Origin of the sequence: Gordonibacter faecis (assembly GCF_030077735.1) — a bacterium.
GTDB lineage: Bacteria > Actinomycetota > Coriobacteriia > Coriobacteriales > Eggerthellaceae > Gordonibacter > Gordonibacter faecis.
In genome coordinates, this window is the sequence record NZ_JASJEU010000019.1 from 27,425 (window position 1) to 45,725 (window position 18,301).

14 protein-coding genes and 1 tRNA gene are annotated in these 18,301 nt (G+C 61.7%); 13 read left to right on the forward strand and 2 right to left on the reverse strand.

All coding sequences use genetic code 11. The features are described from left to right. The first annotated feature begins 9 nt into the window (after positions 1–9). Genes mrdA through QNJ86_RS09515 form a run of 5 tightly spaced genes read left to right on the forward strand, consistent with a single transcriptional unit; the run spans position 10 to position 7,336 of the window. Positions 10–2,196: a penicillin-binding protein 2 gene (gene mrdA, locus QNJ86_RS09495; RefSeq protein ID WP_283832375.1), complete on the forward strand. Its 2,187-nt coding sequence runs from the start codon at positions 10–12 to the stop codon at positions 2,194–2,196. Between the two features lie 17 nt (positions 2,197–2,213). Further along, positions 2,214–3,431, forward strand: a complete 1,218-nt coding sequence (gene rodA, locus QNJ86_RS09500; RefSeq protein WP_283832376.1) for a rod shape-determining protein RodA — start codon at positions 2,214–2,216, stop codon at positions 3,429–3,431. Next, positions 3,415–4,635 (forward strand): YcjF family protein, encoded by a 1,221-nt coding sequence (locus tag QNJ86_RS09505; protein ID WP_283832377.1) that lies wholly within the window; start codon positions 3,415–3,417, stop codon positions 4,633–4,635. Before rodA ends, QNJ86_RS09505 begins: the two co-directional genes overlap by 17 nt. A 36-nt stretch (positions 4,636–4,671) precedes the next feature. Further along, the gene (locus QNJ86_RS09510) at positions 4,672–6,606 is read left to right on the forward strand and encodes a TIGR03960 family B12-binding radical SAM protein (RefSeq protein ID WP_283832378.1); all 1,935 of its coding nucleotides are present in this window, start codon (positions 4,672–4,674) and stop codon (positions 6,604–6,606) included. Continuing rightward, complete coding sequence (locus QNJ86_RS09515) at positions 6,599–7,336, forward strand: TIGR03936 family radical SAM-associated protein (RefSeq protein ID WP_283832379.1); 738 nt, start codon at positions 6,599–6,601, stop codon at positions 7,334–7,336. Before QNJ86_RS09510 ends, QNJ86_RS09515 begins: the two co-directional genes overlap by 8 nt. A 2-nt stretch (positions 7,337–7,338) precedes the next feature. Here QNJ86_RS09515 and QNJ86_RS09520 read toward each other — a convergent pair whose 3' ends face one another. Further along, positions 7,339–8,259 carry an AEC family transporter gene (locus QNJ86_RS09520; protein WP_283832380.1) on the reverse strand — a complete coding sequence of 307 codons (921 nt, stop codon included), beginning with the start codon at positions 8,257–8,259 and terminating at the stop codon, positions 7,339–7,341. A 266-nt stretch (positions 8,260–8,525) separates the two neighbouring features. Here QNJ86_RS09520 and QNJ86_RS09525 point away from each other — a divergent pair, with 266 nt between their 5' ends. Next, the gene (locus QNJ86_RS09525) at positions 8,526–9,104 is read left to right on the forward strand and encodes a TetR/AcrR family transcriptional regulator (protein WP_283832381.1); all 579 of its coding nucleotides are present in this window, start codon (positions 8,526–8,528) and stop codon (positions 9,102–9,104) included. 82 nt (positions 9,105–9,186) lie between these two features. On the opposite strand, the gene QNJ86_RS09530 is transcribed toward QNJ86_RS09525, so the two are convergent. Continuing rightward, positions 9,187–9,263, reverse strand: a tRNA-Asp gene (locus QNJ86_RS09530). 292 nt (positions 9,264–9,555) lie between these two features. Here QNJ86_RS09530 and QNJ86_RS09535 point away from each other — a divergent pair. The 7 genes from QNJ86_RS09535 (at position 9,556) to QNJ86_RS09565 (ending at position 18,246) form a co-directional block, all read left to right on the forward strand. Further along, on the forward strand, positions 9,556–10,065 hold the full coding sequence (locus QNJ86_RS09535; protein WP_283832382.1) for a MarR family winged helix-turn-helix transcriptional regulator: 510 nt from the start codon (positions 9,556–9,558) through the stop codon (positions 10,063–10,065). Then, a complete protein-coding gene (locus tag QNJ86_RS09540) occupies positions 10,056–12,218 on the forward strand; it encodes an ABC transporter ATP-binding protein (protein WP_283832383.1) in 2,163 nt (720 codons plus the stop codon). Before QNJ86_RS09535 ends, QNJ86_RS09540 begins: the two co-directional genes overlap by 10 nt. Then, positions 12,215–14,110: an ABC transporter ATP-binding protein gene (locus QNJ86_RS09545; RefSeq protein ID WP_283832384.1), complete on the forward strand. Its 1,896-nt coding sequence runs from the start codon at positions 12,215–12,217 to the stop codon at positions 14,108–14,110. Before QNJ86_RS09540 ends, QNJ86_RS09545 begins: the two co-directional genes overlap by 4 nt. A 47-nt stretch (positions 14,111–14,157) precedes the next feature. Then, complete coding sequence (locus QNJ86_RS09550; RefSeq protein WP_283832385.1) at positions 14,158–14,877, forward strand: HAD family hydrolase; 720 nt, start codon at positions 14,158–14,160, stop codon at positions 14,875–14,877. A gap of 358 nt (positions 14,878–15,235) precedes the next feature. Then, entirely contained in the window at positions 15,236–16,825 is a 1,590-nt protein-coding gene (locus QNJ86_RS09555) for a ribonucleotide reductase subunit alpha (protein ID WP_283832386.1), read from the forward strand. Positions 16,826–16,828: 3 nt separating this feature from the next. Continuing rightward, complete coding sequence (locus QNJ86_RS09560) at positions 16,829–17,377, forward strand: RrF2 family transcriptional regulator (protein ID WP_283832387.1); 549 nt, start codon at positions 16,829–16,831, stop codon at positions 17,375–17,377. Further along, a complete protein-coding gene (locus tag QNJ86_RS09565; protein WP_283832388.1) occupies positions 17,323–18,246 on the forward strand; it encodes an HhH-GPD family protein in 924 nt (307 codons plus the stop codon). Before QNJ86_RS09560 ends, QNJ86_RS09565 begins: the two co-directional genes overlap by 55 nt. Positions 18,247–18,301 lie beyond the last annotated feature (55 nt).

Consider the following 18,301-nt stretch of genomic DNA (forward strand, 5'->3'; position numbering starts at 1 on the left):
GCGTCTCGTATGGTAGCCGCCCTCATCGCCGCAGCCATCACGTTGGTGGTGGCCCTCGTGGTCATCGTTGTTGTATTCGCCGTGCGTAACCGTACGAAAACGCCCTATGCTGGCCAGAAGAAAAAAGATGTGCGCTCGGTGGGTAACGTGGGCGTGTCCTCGTCGCTGGGGGCGGGCGGCAAACACGGGGGTGGCGGTTCGTCCGCACCGCGCGTGTCTTCGTCGCAGCCGGCGTCCAAAAAGCCTGCTGATGGGCTCAAGTCCCGCTTCGCTGCCATTGGTGTGCTGGCGGCGGCTATCTTCGGTTCGCTTTCCGTGAAGCTGTGGAGCATGCAGGTGATGTCGTCGGAATACTACGCCGGCCTCTCCGCTGAGAACAAGTACACCGTGGTGCCCACGCCCGCGCCTCGCGGCTGCATCTACGATGCCGACGGCGTGGCTCTCGTGAAGAACCGCTCGATGCTTACCGTGTTGGCTGATGCCGATGTGGCGAGCGATCGTGATGTGGTGCAGCGCTTATCCACGGTGCTTGGACTGCCTTATAACGTGGTGCGCCAACGCATTCAAGATGCCACCTCAGGTGCGCAAAGCCAGCGCGTGGTGGTAAGTGATGCGCGTCTGCGCGACGTGGCCTTTATTTCCGAACACGCCGATGCGTTTAAGGGTGTGTCGGTTGAAACGCGCACGGTGCGCGAGTATCCCTTCGGTGCTCTGGCAGCCCATGTGGTGGGCTACACGGGAGCAGTGAATGAGAAGAACCTGGCGTCTGCGAGCAACGGACGTACCATTGAGCTCGGTGACTCAGTGGGGCAGGCGGGCGTGGAATACGTTTACGACGACCTGTTGGCGGGTGACCATGGCCAGCGTACCGTCATCGCCGATGCTGACGGCAACGTGGTGGAAGTGGAAAGCGAAACGCAGCCCACGCGTGGCTCCGATGTGACGCTCACCATTAAAGCACCCGTGCAGTACGTGTGTGATCGCGCCCTTGCTGCGCTCATCGCTCCTGAAAACGGTACCATTGGCACCGGCAAAGGCTGTGCGGGCGCAGTGGTAGTCATGGATGTGCGCGACGGCGGTATAGCGGCACTGGCGAGTTATCCCACGTTTGAACCTGGCTTGCTCACCGGCAGTATTTCTAACGAGGTGTGGGATACCTACGATTCGGATGAGTCGTACCATCCTCTGCTCGACCGCGTCGTTCAGGGCGAATACCCCGCTGCCTCCACGTTTAAGGCATTCACCGGTTTGGCCGCCCTCAAGTATGGCTTCGCCGGTGGCGGCAGAACGTGGGATTGCGGTGGCTCGTGGGATGGGTGGCATACCGGCGTGGAACAGAAGTGCTGGAACCACTCCGGCCACGGCATACTTGATTTCCGCGGCGGTATTGTGAATTCATGCGACGTGGTGTTCTACGACATCGCGAAAAGCTTCTTCGATGCAAGTGTCCTTGGAGGTAATGCACACCCCACCGTGAGCGATACGGCCATGCAGGACGAGGTGGAGAAGTACGGCTTCGGTAAAAAGACGGGCATCGATCTTCCTGGTGAAACGGTTGGTCGTATTCCCACGCCGGAGTGGAAGGCCGAGCGCTGGCGTGATGTGCCGGCGGAGATTCCCTGGAAGGGTGGCGACTCTACGAACATGGTTATCGGCCAGGGAGATGTGTTGGTCACACCCTTGCAGGTGGCCGTGGCGTACGGTGCTATTGCAACCGGTAAGCTTATGAAGCCGCATGTGCTGAAAGAGGTGCGCAACGCAAGTGGGGCCGTAGCGGCTACGGTGGAACCAGAAGTTGTTGGCGAACCTGACGTTGATCAGGCGAACCTTAACATCGTACGCGACGCGTTGCGTGGGGTAGGTACCGAAAACGCCGAGTTGGTGGCACTGTTCAACCAGTTCGGACTTGACCCGGCCACGGTAGCTTGCAAGACCGGTACCGGTGAGAAGGCGGGCCAGGAGGATTACGCCTGGTTTGCGTGCTATGCCCCCTACGACGACCCCAAGTACGTGGTAGCCTGCGTGGTGGAGCAGGGCGGTGGCGGTTCAGCCGTAGGTGCACCGCTCGGCATTGAAGTGCTGGCCGCGGCGCTCAAGTGTGATGCAGGCGAACTGACCGAGGTGGCACCGGTAGCAGGATCCACCGGCAAGTCGCAACCGCTGGCCACGTCGGGTTCCTCGGGACGAACCGACTAGGAAGGGAGGGATACGCTATGGCGCAACCGCCGCAGATAGATACCGTGCGCGCACCCGACAGGTCTGTGTCCGATGCCACGCGTACGCGCAGGTTTCCCTCGCTTAACCTGCCGCTTCTTGTGGTGGTGGTCCTTCTGTCGGGCTATGGGTTGGTGATTTTATATTCAGCGGTGCAGGGCGAAGAACGCTTCGAATTCTCAAAGCAGTTGGTCGGCGTGGCTTTGGGTGTGGTGGCCATGATAATTATGTGGCGCTTCGACTACCGTCGCTTGTCGGAAGCAACGACCTTCCTTCTCGTCGTGAATGTGGTGCTTATCCTCTCGCCCCACATTCCCATCATCGGCACCGATGCGGGAACAAGTACCTATTCGTGGATTAACGTGGGCATTCAAGTGCAGCCTGGCGAGTTCGCGAAGCTGACCGTCATTTTGTTGGATGCAAGTGTGGTGGCGCGCTACGGTGGGCGGCTCGACGACCCGCGCGAGTATTGCAAGGCGCTCGGCATTATGCTGATACCATTTTTGTGCATCATGACACAGCCCGACTTGGGAACCGGCCTGGTGTATCTGTTCATTGGGGCGGTGGCCTTGGTTGCGGGCGGTGCGCGACTCAAGTTCTTGCTGATTACCCTCCTGGCGGGTGTGGTGGCCATCGCGTGCGTGTTTGCAGTGGATGAAGTCATCAAGAATGCGACGGGCGATTACAAGCTACTTAAGCAGTATCAACGTAACCGTTTGCTAGTGTTTCTTGATCCCGACATCGACCCGACGGGTACCAGTTACAATCTTAAACAGGCGCAGATTGCTATTGGTTCCGGCGGGTTGTTTGGACAGGGCTACATGCAGGGCTCGCAGCACGCGCTTCATATTTTGCCTGAAGCACCGACCGACTTTATCTTCTGCGTACTGGCTGAAGAGCTTGGGTTTTTCGGTGTAATGGCGCTGATAGCGCTGTATGTTTCACTCGTTTTGATAAGCTTGCGCATAGCTGGTGCGGCCGCTGATTTATTCGGTATGCTTATCGTGATGTGTGCTATAGGTATGTGGTTGTTCCAGATACTTGAGAATATTGGCATGACCTGTGGGCTTATGCCTATCACCGGCATCCCCTTGCCGTTTGTGAGCTATGGCTCGTCGTTCATGTTGTTGAACTTCGCGCTGATAGGGCTCATTGGCTCGGTGTGGGCCCATAACAATACGAGTGGGAAGAAGGGCAGCTATGCAACTACCCGTTGACGTGAAGGCTGTTATCGACGAGGCGACGAACATCGACGAGGCGCGCGAAACGCCGCTGTCGGTGAGCGTCTACATTGACGAAACCGCGCCGGGCGACGTGGTGGCTCGCGTGCGTGCCGCCTTTGCGAGCAAGAGTGCTCATGCGCGCGTGTCGCTGGTGTACCTGGACGGCCGCCCCTTCGCGCCTTTTGTGGGCGACGACATGGCCGTTATCGTGGCCGGACTGTCGCCTGAGGTGGGTGCTCATGCCGACGAGTTGCGCGCTGCGGGTGTGCCCGTGATGATTGCCACCTCGTTGCCCGCGCTAGTGAAAGACATCGCTGATGCGCAGGGTCATCCTCTGCCGCAGGCCGACATTGTGGCTCCTGACGTGCCGCGCGATGCGCGTGCCCTGCCCGCATCGGCGGGATCGGGTGAGCCCTACGCGCTTGACGAGCGCGCCGCCGCCTCACTCGACCGCCGCATGGGCGAGTGGGTTATCGAGACGTGTCACGACAAGCGGCTGGCTTTCGCGCTGGCCTTCCCGTTTGTGCGCAGGCCCCTGTCGGTGGACGCCGTGAATGCCACGTCGGTACAAAACGCGGGCATTGGCCTGGTGGTATTCATTCCGGGTGCCGATATGCCCATCATGACACTCAATCAGGCGAAGATGCTATTGCAAATTGCCGCCGCCTACGGCGAGCCCATGAGTATGGAGCGCGTGAAGGAACTGGCCGCCGTGGTGGGTGGCGCGTTCGCCTGCCGTTCGGTGGCGCGCCAGCTGGTGGCGTTTGTGCCGGCACTCGGCTGGGCCGTGAAGGCCGCTATTGGTTATACGGGCACGCAGGCCATGGGCCGTGCCGCCATCGAGTACTTCGAAGAGGGCGGAAACATTGCGGGTCTGGCTGGTGTGGTGGCCCGCGCACGCGACAAGGCCGTGGAGCTGGCGGAAGATGCTCGCGAGATTGCCTGCGGCGACACCGCGCCTGCGGTGGCTGGTGCGACGACGGGCGGGGGCCTTTCCGGAGTTGCGCGCACGGCGGCCGCGAAGGTGAAGGGCGCGGCGCGCTCCGCTGCGGGCGCTGCGGTGCCGCTGGCTTCGTCGGTGGTGCAGGCAGGTGCTCAGGCGGCAGGTGTGGATGCCAGCGACGTCGCTCGCACTGCGGCGCGCTCGGTGGCTGACGTGGCCCGTTCCCGCCTTAAGAACTCGCGTTCCTCCCACTAACGCTTCCCTGTATATAAGGAAAGAAGGATCATTCCGATGACGGACCTCTGGCCGCGCCTCGAGCCGCTGCTCACTGACGCCGAGCGCCCTGCGCGCTACCTCAACCGCGAATGGGGCTGCGTCTACAAGCCCGACGCGCATTTCCGCTTCTGCATGGTGTATCCCGACACGTATGAATTGGGGCAGGCGAACCAGGCCGTGCGCATTCTGGTAAATGTGGTGAATGCGGTGGAAGGCATGGCGGCTGAGCGGGCGTTTCTGCCGGCGCCGGCGTTTTGCGACACGCTGCGCGCGGAGGACATTCCGCTCTTCAGCATTGAGAGCTGCGCGCCGCTGGCTGAGTTCGATGTGGTGGGTATCACGCTGCCGCACGAGCTGGCGGCCACGAACATTCTGGAAACGCTCGATCTGGCGGGCATTCCGCTGCAGGCAGATGAGCGCGCCGAGGCCGACCCGTTTGTGCTGGGTGGTGGTCCCTGCGCGTTCAACCCGGAGCCGTACGCGCCGTTCTTCGACGCTGTGTCCATTGGTGAAGGTGAGGAGGCGGTGCCCGAGGCGCTCTGCCTTATTCGCCAGATGCGCGAGGCGGGGGAGAGCCGCGCGGCCATTCTGCGCGCGCTTGCGCAGGAGCCGGGCTGGTACGTGCCGTCGCTCTATCGCTGGCGTAGCGAGGCTGAGGCGCAAGAAGCGGGGTCGTGGATAGAGCCCGTGGAAGAGGGCCTGCCGGTGCGTTTCGAGAAACGCCTGTTCACGGGCTTTGCGGAGAGTTCGGGGTGGGAGCCGTGTGTCGTGCCGTTCACCGAGGTGGTGCACGACCGCTTGAACGTGGAGATCCTGCGCGGGTGCGCGCGCGGGTGTCGCTTCTGCCAGGCGGGCATGATGTATCGCCCCGTGCGCGAGCGCTCGGCCGACAATGTGGTGGAGTCGGTGCTGACGGGTCTGGCGGAAACGGGCTATGACGAGGTGAGCCTCACGTCGCTTTCATCGACCGACCACTCTCAGATTGCCGACATCCTCACGCGCCTGAACCGCGCGCTCGACGGCAAGGGCGTGCGCGTGTCGGTGCCCTCCCAGCGCCTCGATGCCTTTGGCGTGGATATGGCGGGGCTCGTGGCCGGGCAGAAGAAGGGCGGCCTCACGTTTGCGCCTGAGGCCGGCACGCAGCGGCTGCGCGACGTTATCAATAAGAATGTGACCGAAGATGACCTGTTCGGCGCCTTGGACGCAGCCTTTGCGGCCGGGTGGCGGCGCTGCAAGTTGTATTTCATGATTGGGCTTCCCACCGAAACCGACGACGACATCAAGGGCATCGCCTCGCTCGCGCAGCGCGCGTACGATCGCGCAAAGGCGGCCGTGGCCCCCGAGCAGCGCGGCAGCGTGCGCGTGAGCGTGTCGGTGGCGCTGTTCGTGCCGAAGGCGCAGACGCCGTTTCAGTGGGACGGCCAGATTACGCCTGAAGAGGCGCAGCGCCGCGTGAACCTGTTGCGGCATTCGGTGAAGTACAAGGCGGTTGACGTGCACTGGCACGACCCGTCGACCAGCTTCGTGGAAGCGGTCATGAGCCGTGGTGGGCGCGAGGCGGCGGCGTGGGTTGAGGCCGCGTGGCGTCGTGGTGCGCGCTTCGACGCATGGACCGAGTGCTTCAGCGAGGAAGCGTGGCGGGCGGCTGCTGCTGAAACGGGCATCGACCCGGCGGCCGTGGCGCAGACGAGCTATCCGGTGGAACGCGTCATGCCGTGGTCGCATGTGTCCACCGGTGTGTCGGAGCGCTTTTTGGCGCGCGAGCGGCGTCTTGCCGCCGAGGGTCGCACGACGCCGGACTGCACGTTTGGTGCGTGCTCGGCGTGCGGTGTGTGCCCTGGGCTCGATGCCGACAACGTGCTGGCCGCTGAGCGCATGGCGCCTGCGCCTTCGGTGGCGGCCGCGGCTGCGGATGTGGCCGCTTCGGGAGAGGAGGCCCCTCGTGGCTGATCTTCGCATCTTCCGTTTACGTGTGACCTTTTGCAAGCAGGGGCGGCTTGCGCTGCTGTCGCATCTGGAGGTGGCGCGCGCTCTTGAGCGGGCCGTGCGTCGCGCTGGTTTGCCGTTCGCCATCAGTCAGGGCTTCTCGCCGCACATGAAGATAGCCTTCGGCGCGGCGCTTCCCGTGGGAGTGGGTGGCCTGCGCGAGATATTCGACCTGCAACTGACGCGCTACGTGTCGCCTGAACAGGCGCTTGAGGCGCTCCAAGCGGCCAGCGCCCCCGACCTCATGGTGAAGGAGTGTCACTACATCGAACCCGGCGCGCCGGCCGCGTCCGTGGCGTATCCCGTGAGCACCTATCGCGCGCTTCTGTCCTGTACGCCCGAGCACCTTCCGCTCGTTGACGAGGTCACCGTCGTGCGCAAGAAGAAGGAGAAAACGCTGCGCGTGAGCGACTTTGTGGTGGGCGATTTCGACCTTGCGGGTGCGGTGGTCACGTTCTCGCTGGAGGCCAAACCCACCGGGTCGTTGCGCCCCGATGTGCTGCTGCGCGCCTGCATGGACGCCTACAACGTGCTGGATGCCGGCGGAGAGCCACCCGTTTCCTTCACGCCGATTGCGAACACGTCGTACGAGCCTGTGAACTTCGCTGAAGCGGCCGCGGCCGACTGCGAGCCCTGCGTTTCCGGCGATGCCCTGCACGTGGTGTCGCTCACGCGCATCGACCAACGCGCCTAGCGCTACAGCGCCAGTAGCGCCACCAGTGGGATGGTGACCACGCTTGCCACCAGGGTGCCTACGGTGAGGCCCGCGGCGTAGTCGCCTTCGGTGCCGTGCATCTTCGCAATCATGGGCACCACCGTCATGGTGGGCAATGCCATGAGCAGCACCAGGCTTGTGGTCATGGTGGGGTCGAGCGGCGTGGCCTTCAAGAGCCACCCCGCCGCCACCGGCAGGGCAATCATCTTCACGGCGATGCCCGCGTAGAGCTCCTTTGACCTCAGCGCGTCTTTCAGGTTGGAGAAGTAGCAGAGGGCACCCAGGTAGAGCATGCACATGGCGCTCGTGCCGTTGGCGATGAGCCCCAGCGTATCGCACACAACACCCGGAAGCGGTATGCCTATCAGCACAAACGCGAATGCAAGCGCCATGGCTATCAGGTTCGGGTTCACGAAACTCTTCGCGTTGATGCGCGCCTTGGTGCCGCTTGCGGTGGCCAGGTAGATGCCGTAAGTCCAAAAGAGCGCCTGGTCGATGATGGAGAACAGTGCCAGGTAGAGCGGACCCGAATCTGGAAACAGCGCCGCAAGCAGAGGTATGCCCACAAACCCCGTGTTGCCGAAGATGAACGCAAAGCGAAACACCTTTGCCTTGTCGCCCACCGGGCGCAGGATCTTCGCCAGCACCCACGTGACGGCGATGATCACCACGTAGAACGCGGCGGCCAGACCAATCATGGGTAGGTTCTCAAACACCGTCTCGCGCGTGGAGCGGCTGTATGTCAGGAAGAACAACATGACGGGCAGCAGCACCTTCGAAATGAGTTTTGCGAAGTCGGGCAAGTAGTCCTTGCGGATGACGCCCAGTTTGCTTGCCGCCGCGCCGGTGAGCAGCACAAGAAAAAACACGATCATTTGGTTGAGTACGATGTCGAAAATCATGGTGAGCCCCTTTGTTCGCTTGCGAGTTCCTGCAAACGTGTTGTCTGTGGAAAGCGATCCCGCGCGCTCTCCCCAGCGCGCGGTCGTTTACTTGTGGCAGCAATGATACGGTGAGGGTGAATGTTTGACCTGCGGCGTTGCGTGACGTTCCGCAGCTCTTCGTCTCATAGGGAACAGGTGTGTCCAAAGTGTTCCACTTCTTTCGGGGCGCGGGTGGGCGTATACTTTGCTCAGTGCGAGCAACAAGGGGAAAGAGGGGACTCGCCGTGAACAACGAAACGCGCCGCGCCAAGGAAGACGCGCGGGCTGCACGATCGAAGGCGCTTATCAAAGAGGCTTTGCTTGCTGTCACACGGGAGCGACCGTTCGCCGAGGTCACCGTGACGGCTCTGTGCGCGCAGGCGGGCGTGGGTCGCCAGACGTTCTATCGCCACTACAAGAACACCTCCGACGTGCTAGATGAGGCGCTCGACGAAGCGCTGGAGAAGATGCGCAGCGTGATTGAGCAGGTGGACGCCGCGCCACTGGGTGGGTGCCGGAACTGCTCGGCGACGTTTTGCAGCTTCGTGCGCGAGAACGAGCGCTACCGCAGCCTGTTCATGGACGACGCACTCGCCGCGCGCATCGTGGAGAAGTTGGTGCCCTCAACATGCGGGGATTATCGGCGCAAACTCACTGGTGCCTGTACGCTCACCGACGAACAGCTGGAGGGCGTCGTATTCTTCCAGTTAGCCGGCTGCCTAGCCTCCGCCAAGCGCGCCGCCTCCCTCGACCTTGAGCGCTGGGAACGCATACAAAACGCCATCGACCACTACGTAAAAGGCGGCATCGAGTCACTGGGGTAGGGCGCGTCACGTGCGCGTTGTGTGCCTGATGAGGGGAAAGAAGCAGAAAGCCCGCCGAGTGGCGGGCTTTCGTAGGTTCAAATGGCGGGATGTACGAGACTTGAACTCGCGACCTCCGACGTGACAGGCCGGCGCTCTAACCAACTGAGCTAACACCCCGTGCTTCAGCAGCGCGGATTATTCTACCGGGTGTCGGCCCCGCGCGCAATAGGTAATTTAAGAAAAACGATAACGTATTTCACAATAAGTAGCGAACGAATGTTTCACGTGAAACATTCGAGAGCGGCACCAGGGTTGGTGGGAGTGCTTTCGCGCGGGCCATTTGACCGTGCGCCGTCTTGCTCATGCACGTTCTGTGAGGAGATAAACATTTCAGAATCTAAAATATTCGCTGTGCTATAGTTTAGCAGCTAAATTGTAACGAAGAGAAAACACAACCGAAGGAGGAGGCATGGAGGATTCCTTCGCGGAGTTAATGCGCGAGTTGTACCTGCTCATGGAGCGCATGCGGCGCTCGCGTGTGGCACCCACGCCCGAGGGCGTGACACCCCTTGAGGCGCGCACGATGATTGCCGTGGACGAGATGGGTCGTCATGGCGAGACGCGCCCCGGCCGTATCGCCGAGTTCGCGCATACGACACCGAGCGCGCTCTCGCAGGCGTTCAAGTCGTTGGAAGAAAAGGGCCTCATTGAGCGCCACCGCTCAGAGGGCGATTGCCGCGGCGTCACGGTCACGCTCACGCCGGAAGGGGAGCGCTTCGCGGCCGAAGGGCGGCGGCTGCACAGCGAACACATGAAAGAAGTCATGGCCTACGTGGGCGAAGAGGATGTGCGGCATCTCGTTCGCATTCTGCGTAAGATTGTCGACTTCCACGACAACGCCGCCAGTGCTGCGCCTGGCGACGCCGCGCCCGCCGACGCCACCCCGAACCCCGAAGGAGGTGAGGCGCCGTGCGCATAGTTCGCTACCTTAAAAACTCCAAGATAGCGGTGGTCCTTATCGTGTGCCTGCTCATTGTGCAGGCGTTCACCGATCTGGCGCTGCCGAACTACACGTCGAAGATCGTTGACGTGGGCATTCAGCAGTCGGGCGTCGAACACGCCGCCACCGAAGAGATGACGGCCAAAACGCACGACCTCATTGCTATGATGCTGCCCGCGCAGGACGAGCAAACCTTCCGCGACGCCTACACCGAAACGGATAACGGCACCTACAAGCTGAACGCCCAGGGCGAAAAGGAGCAGGACGAACTCGACCGCATGGTGGCCATGCCGCTTGTGGCCATTCACTACTCCCATCAGATTCCCGACCTCGATCTTGACCAGGTGATGCAGGCCTACCAGGCGGGCGCGGTGCAAAAGCAGGACATTCTCGACATGCTGGACAAGGCGAAAGAGCAGATGGGGGACATGGGTGACTCCATCATCCAGCAGCAAGCCATCGCCGCTGCCAAGGCCGAGTACGAGCAGCTTGGCTACAACCTGTCTGACCTGCAAATGTCATACCTCGTGCGCATTGGCCTGACCATGCTGGGGCTTGCGGCCCTCGGTATGGTGGTAGCCGTGCTGGTGGGCTTCCTCGCTTCGCGCACGGCGGCGAAGGTGGGCGCCACGCTGCGCGGCAAGCTATTCCGGCGCGTGGTGTCGTTCTCCGACGCAGAGGTGCAAAGCTTCTCGGCCGCCTCGCTCATCACGCGCGGCACAAACGACATTCAGCAAATTCAGATGGTCACCGTCATGCTGCTGCGCATGGTGCTGTACTCGCCGATTCTGGCCATCGGCGGCATCATCATGGTGTCGCGCACAAACCTGGCCATGAGCTGGATCATTGTGCTGGCTGTGGTCATCATCTTTGTGCTCATTATGATTCTTATGCGCGTGGCCATGCCGAAGTTCAAGATGATGCAGAAGCTCATCGACAAGGTGAACCTTGTGTCGCGCGAAATTCTCACGGGTCTTCCCGTCATCCGCGCGTTCGACCGCCAGCCCTACGAAGAGCAGCGCTTTGACGACGCCTCCACGCACCTCATGAAAACGCAGCTGTTCACCAACCGTGTGATGACGTTCATGATGCCGCTGATGATGCTTATCATGAACGGCGTGAGCGTGCTCATTGTGTGGGTGGGTGGCCACTACATCGACACGGGCGCCATCCAAACGGGCGACCTCATTGCGTTCATCACCTACGCCATGGTTATTATCATGAGCTTCCTCATGATTGGCATGATTTCCATCATGCTGCCGCGCGCCGACGTGGCGGCCCAGCGCGTGAACGAGGTGCTGGAAACCGAGCCCACCATCTGCGACCCCGCGCCCGCTGCGGCGCGCGACGCCGAACTGGAGGCGCGCACGGGCGGCGCTACCATCGCGTTCAACAACGTCAGCTTCAAGTACGGCGACTCGAAGGAGTGCGTGCTGGAAGACCTCGACTTCACGTGTGAGCCGGGGCAGACTACGGCCCTCATTGGCTCGACAGGTTCCGGCAAATCCACGGTGATCAAGCTGATTGAGCGCTTCTATGACGTGACCTGCGGCTCCATTACGCTTGACGGCGTGGATATTCGCGAGCTGTCCCAGGAGGCGCTGCGCGCGCAACTGGGTTACGTGCCGCAGAAGGCCTTCCTGTTCAGCGGCACCATTGAGTCGAACATCGCGTACTCAAACGAAGACATGCCGGACGAGCGCGTACGCACCGCGGCCGAAATTGCCCAGGCAGCCGACTTTATTGCCTCGAAGGAGGAAGGCTTCGCCTCTCCCGTGTCGCAGGGCGGCACGAACGTGTCGGGTGGCCAGCGCCAGCGCCTCGCCATTGCCCGCGCGCTTGCCACCGACGCGCGCGCCTACCTGTTCGACGACAGTTTCTCGGCGCTCGACTACAAGACCGACGCGGCCCTGCGCCAGGATTTGCACACGCGCCTCGGCGGCAAGACGGTTGTCATTGTGGCGCAGCGCATTTCCACCATTCTGCACGCCGACAAGATTGTGGTGCTGGACGACGGCCGCATTGTGGGCCAGGGCACGCACGAGGAACTGCTGCACACCTGCGAGGAATATCGGGAGATTGCGATGTCCCAGCTCTCGGAAGAGGAACTGAACGGGGGTGAGGCGAAATGAGCGCGCAGAATCAACCAGCCGCTACGGCTGCAACCCGCCGCCCGCCGCGCCGCGGCCCTATGGGAGGTCACGGACACGGGCCCGGCCACGGCATGATGCCTGGTGAGAAGGCCAAAGACTTCAAGGGCACGCTGAAAAAGATGATCGCCTTCATGGGCCGCTTCAAGGTGGCTATTGCCGTGGTGCTTGTGTTCGCCATCGGCTCGACTATCTTCAACATTGTGGGTCCGAAGGTGCTCTCCACAGCCACGACCGAGCTGTTCAACGGCATTGTGGCGAAAATTGACGGCACGGGCGGCATCAACTTCGACGCCATCGCGCAGATCCTGCTGTTCACGCTTGGGCTGTATGGCCTGTCGGCGGCCTGCTCGTTTGTGCAGGGCTGGATCATGTCGTCGGTATCGCAGCGCACGAGCTACCAGCTGCGCAAGAGCATCGCCGAGAAAATCGACCGCATGCCCATGGGCTATTTCGAGCGCAACTCCACCGGTGACGTGCTTTCGCGCATCACCAACGATGTGGACACGCTCGGGCAAAGCCTGAACCAGGGTATCACGCAGCTCATCACGTCGGTGACCACCATCATTGGTGTGCTCATCATGATGCTGTCCATCAACCCGCTGATGACCCTGGTCACGGTGGTTATTCTGCCCATCTCCATCGTGCTGATTATGGTGGTGGTGAAGCGCTCGCAGAAGTTCTTCGTCGCACAGCAAAACACGCTCGGCGAGATAAACGGCCTGGTGGAAGAGACGTTCTCGGGCCACGCCATCGTGAAGGCGTTCAACCGCGAAGACGGTACGGTGGACAACTTCAACGAGACGAACGCGCGCTTGTACAACTCGGCGTGGAAGAGCCAGTTTGTCAGCGGTCTCATGCAGCCCATCATGAACTTTGTGGGTAACCTGGGCTACGTGGCCGTGGCCATCACCGGCAGCTTCCTGGCCGTGCAGGGCGTTATCACCGTGGGCGACATCCAGGCGTTCATCCAGTACGTGAAGAACTTCACGCAGCCCATCACGCAGCTCACGCAGGTGTCGAACGTGCTGCAGCAGATGGCCGCCGCGGCTGAGCGCATCTTCGAGTTCTTGGATGAGCCCGAGGAAGAGCCTGATCACGCGACTGTGAAGACATCTGAGGTGGAGTGCAAGGTGGAGTTCGACCACGTGCACTTCGGCTACGACCCCGAGCGCCCCGTCATCAAGGACTTCTCGGCGAAGGTGACCGAGGGTCAGACGGTTGCGCTGGTGGGTCCCACGGGTGCCGGCAAAACCACCATGGTGAAGTTGCTCATGCGCTTCTACGATGTGCAGTCGGGTGCTATTCGTGTGGGCGGCCATGACGTGCGCGACTTCGCGCGCGACGACTTGCGCAGCCTGTTCGGCATGGTGCTGCAGGATACGTGGCTGTTCCACGGCACTATTCGCGACAACATTCGCTACGGCAAGCTGGATGCCACCGATGAGGAAGTGGAAGCGGCGGCGAAGGCGGCCTACGTGCACCACTTCATCCAGACGCTGCCGGGCGGCTACGACAGCGAGATCAACGAGGATGCGAGCAACATCAGCCAAGGTCAGCGCCAGCTGCTCACCATCGCGCGCGCCATTTTGGCCGACCGCCGCATGCTTATTCTGGATGAGGCCACCAGCTCGGTGGATACGCGCACCGAAGAGCGCATCCAGAAGGCCATGGACAACCTCATGGCTGGCCGCACGTCGTTTGTGATTGCGCACCGCCTGTCCACCATCAAAAATGCCGATTTGATTCTGGTCATTCGTGACGGCGACATCGTGGAGCAGGGCACGCATGAACAACTGCTTGAACTTGGCGGTTTCTACGCGGAGTTGTATAATTCTCAGTTCGCGGAGACAATAGACGAGGTGGAAGACTAGCGCACAGGGGGTGCGCCGCCTTCCGCCCGATCAGGATGAGGTGGCGCATGTCCCAGACGGAAGCCGAGCATGCAAGCGAACTTACGCGAGCCGCGTCCGACACCCGGGCGCGGCTCGCCGTGTTTGACTTCGACGGCACGTCCATCGATGGCAACTCGCCCGTGCTGCTGGTGCGCCACCTCGCGCGCCGCGGCATGCTGAAAAAACGCGTGATTTTCCGCATCCTGTTGTGGGCGGCGGCCTATAAGCTGCGGCTGCCGCAGAACGAGAGTTGGGTGCGCTCGCTGGTGTTCACGGCGTTTGAGGGCAAGTCGGTTGACGAGGTTGACCGTTTCCTGGCTGACTTCTACGACGAACGCATTGCGCTTCTGTTCCGTCCGTCGGCCGACGAGGCCATGCGCGCGCACGATGCGGCTGGTCACACGGTGGTGGTGATTTCCGCCACGTTCGAGCCCATCATCCTGCGCGCGATGGAGCACCATCCCTTCAAGCATCAGATATCCACGCGTATGCGTTCCACGCCGGAGGGTACCTATACCTGTGAGGTGGAGGGGCGACCAGTTGAGGGCGAAGAGAAGCTGGCGGCGGTGCGCCGCTTTGGCGATGAGCACTTCGGCGCGGGGAACTGGGTGTTGGACAGCGCGTATGGCGACCACCACTCCGATCGCGCGGTGCTGGCGGCGGCGGAGCATGCGTTTGCGGTGAATCCCGATAGGCCGTTGGCGCGGACGGCGCGGGAATGTTCCTGGGAGATACTCAATTGGTAGACCTTCGCCGTTTGACCTGCGGGGCGGGAGAGTATGGGCTGGTGCCCAGTCGCTCAGACAGTCCTCGCTGCGCTGCGGAACTCGCTTGGTGGACACCAGCCCATACTCTCCCTCGCCTTTGTTGAATTGGCGAAGGCAACCGTCTCGCTGTGGGGGGATAAGTGTGACGCGCTTCGCGCTACCTATTACGTTTTTTGCCCACTGGCGGGCTCTTCTCTTCGGGTTTCGGGGGTGTGACGTTTTGGGTATTTTTCTTGCTTGCGTGTGTGTTGTTGGGTTCCTCCGGTAAAATGCGACTTGAACATATACATTTGCACACGCGGCATGTGAATAGCAACGGAAAGAAGGAGGTGGGTTCATGTTCGAGAACGCTGATGTGAACAGCTCACCAAGCCAGAATGACGAGCACGATAACAACTCATCTGCTGAGTACTTGCGCCGCGCCTCTCAGGCGTGCGCTGCGGGGGACGCGGTGCTGGGGATGCATTTGTACCTGGCCGCGTTTGAGAAGGGTGCGCATGGCACCTATGCTCCTGATGACGAGGCAGTTGACGGGTTGCGGCAGGCGTGGGCTTTGGCGTGTACGCTCAAGGAACGCTCGCTGGCCGAGTACATATTTGAGAAGTTGGAGCCCTTCCTGGCGGCCGACGAGGTAGCAGCTTGCGCCGAGCAGTTGCAGCGCCTGGCGCTGGATAAGTTGGAAGAGTTCGGCCTTACGCGCGAAGACCTGGAGGACATGACGGACATGATCTCCCAAGACTTCTTGGGCATTGAGGCACCGCGCCTCATGAAGGTGGAGCATGTGACGCTGCCGCGCGCGGGCGCAAAGCCTGCCGCCGCTCTGGCAACGAAGAAACAGGAAAAGGACGACGCGTCGGATGAGTCTTCCACCGATGCGTCTGCAACCGATGCCTCTCAGGAACCGAAGAATCCCATCGATACCTTGGCCGAACGCGCCGCTGAACTGGCGCGCGCCGTGCAGGAGGCGGCGGGAGATGACGCTGACGCGCACGCGGTAGTTTCCTCGATGGAGCGCATTTCCTATGCGGATATTGTCGGCTACAACGACACGGTGGCGCTCATGCGCGACTTTGGCGTGGGCATGCAGGATGACCCGGAGTTCCAAAGCCTCGTGTCGCTGCTGAACGCGCGTCACGGGCTGGATCGCATGCCGGCGGCCGATGCTATCTTGTTCCGCTCGCCCGCGCGCGAGGACGCGAATCGCTTCATGGCGGCCACACTCGGTGAGCTGGGCTTGCCTGCCATTCGCATGCGCATGGAGGAAAACCTCCAGGGCATGCCCGTGCTGTGCGTCATGGCGCAAGCCGACAGCCAGCCGCTTCTCAACGCCGCGCGCAACTCCTTTGAGGGGCCGGGCGTGCTGATGATTGAGGATTTGGACATGTGGGCATCGCCGATGGCTGAGATGGGTGACGATTACGGCTTCGTCTTCGCCAGCCTGTCGCGCGGGGCGCGTGAGGCCATCGGGCTCATCCGCTCGGCGGTGGAAAGCCCCGACGTGTTTGTGCTGGCCACGGCTGCGGAAGACAGTGAAATTGACCCGTTCTTCTACGACTTGTTGGAGCCGCTGTCCATCGTGGATATCGACTATCCCACGCCGGAAGAGCGCATTGACATTTGGATGGAAATTGCGCGTGAGCATCCGTCGCTGCGCAGCGTGAACCGCGCCGATCTGGTGCGCTATTCGTCCGGCATGCCGCGCTTCGACATTTACATGGCGGCGCGCGAGGCCATTGAGGACGCCTACAAGGCCAGCCTGGTGGCCCGGCGCTATCTGCCGGTGACATCTGACAACCTGTTCGAGAAACTGGCGGCCTACCAGCCGCTCGACTCGAAGGAATACCGCGAGTTGGAGGACGCCGTGGTGCGTGACTTCCGCCGCGATTTGGAGCATCTCGACGATTTGCTGAAGGGAACCGAGGAGTAACACATGGATATTACGCGACGCTGCGATTACGCCTGCCGCATTCTCAGGGCCGCCTACAAAAGCGGCGATGCCTACGTGTCTGTTTCGGACATCGCTGAAGACGAGGGCATTCCGTATGCTTTTGCGCGTAGTATCCAGCATGACCTGGTGAAAGCCGGGCTCATTAAGACGGTGCGCGGCGCTCATGGCGGGCTGGTGCTCGATTGCGACCCGGTGAAGGTGACCATCCTTGAGGTTCTGGAAGCTATTCAGGGGCCGGTAAGTGTCTCGTTGTGCTCGCTGGAGCCCGAGTATTGCGAGAAGCAACCCGAATGCGCTTACAACAAGGTGTGGCAGGGGGCCGACCGCCTGTTGAACGGGTACTTTGCGTCCATCACGCTGGAAGATTTGTTTAACCAGGGTGCGGATCATCCGGCAGTGGCGTCGGCTATGGCATCTGGCAAGGCGCCCATGGCGGGTGAGGGCGAGGCCGCTGCGGACGGGTTGCGCGCGAGTGCGTGCTCGTGCGCGCGGGCGGCCAGCGCCGCGTCGTGTTCGAGTTCATGCCTTTGATGAACGACGCGCGGCCTACGTGGCCGCCCGAGGCTCCCAGCAAAGAGGCGTTTGTTGCGCTCGTGCGTGAGCAGGGGCGCGCGTTATATCGCGACCTTCCGTGGCGCAACCTTGATAACCCGTACGCGGTGCTCGTAAGCGAAATCATGTTGCAGCAGACCCAGGTGGCGCGGGTGAAGGGCTACTGGGAGCGCTTCATGGCACTGTTCCCTACGCTGGACGCGCTTGCCTCGGCCGACACGTCTGACGTGCTGGCTCAGTGGCAGGGGCTGGGGTATAACCGTCGCGCGCTTGCGTTGAAGAAGACGGCGGACGTGTGTGCCGCCGAGCATGGTGGCCTGTTGCCGGAAACCGTTGAGGAACTGGTAGCGCTTCCCGGCATTGGCCCGGCGACGGCGGCCGGCGTGGTGGCGTTTGCCCACAACCGCCCTGCGCTCTACCTGGAAACGAACGTGCGCACCGTGTTTCTGCACGAGTTGTTCCCGGGTCGCGAAGGCGTGAGCGACAAGGAGATTGCGCCCTTGGTGGCCGACACGTGCCCTGCCGATGACGCGCGGGCGTGGTACTATGCGCTGCTCGATTATGGCGCGCACCTGAAGTCTATCGTGGCGAATCCTTCACGCCGCAGCGCTCACCACACGCGCCAGTCCACCTTCGAGGGCTCCCGCCGTCAAAAGCGTGCCGAACTGGTGCGCATTGTGCTGGCATCCCCCGAAGGCATAAGCGCCGCTGAACTGGCCCAACGCCTTGACGCCTTCGAGCAGGCCGGCGGACGTCCACCAGTGGACGCAGAAGTATTCGAAAGCATCACTACCGACCTCGTAGCCGAAGGCTTCTTCCGCCAAGAAGGCGACCTCTTTGTGGCGTAGGGCCACAGCAACTTAACGCTCCATGCAAATCTCTTTGAAACGCGCGGTGCGCCCT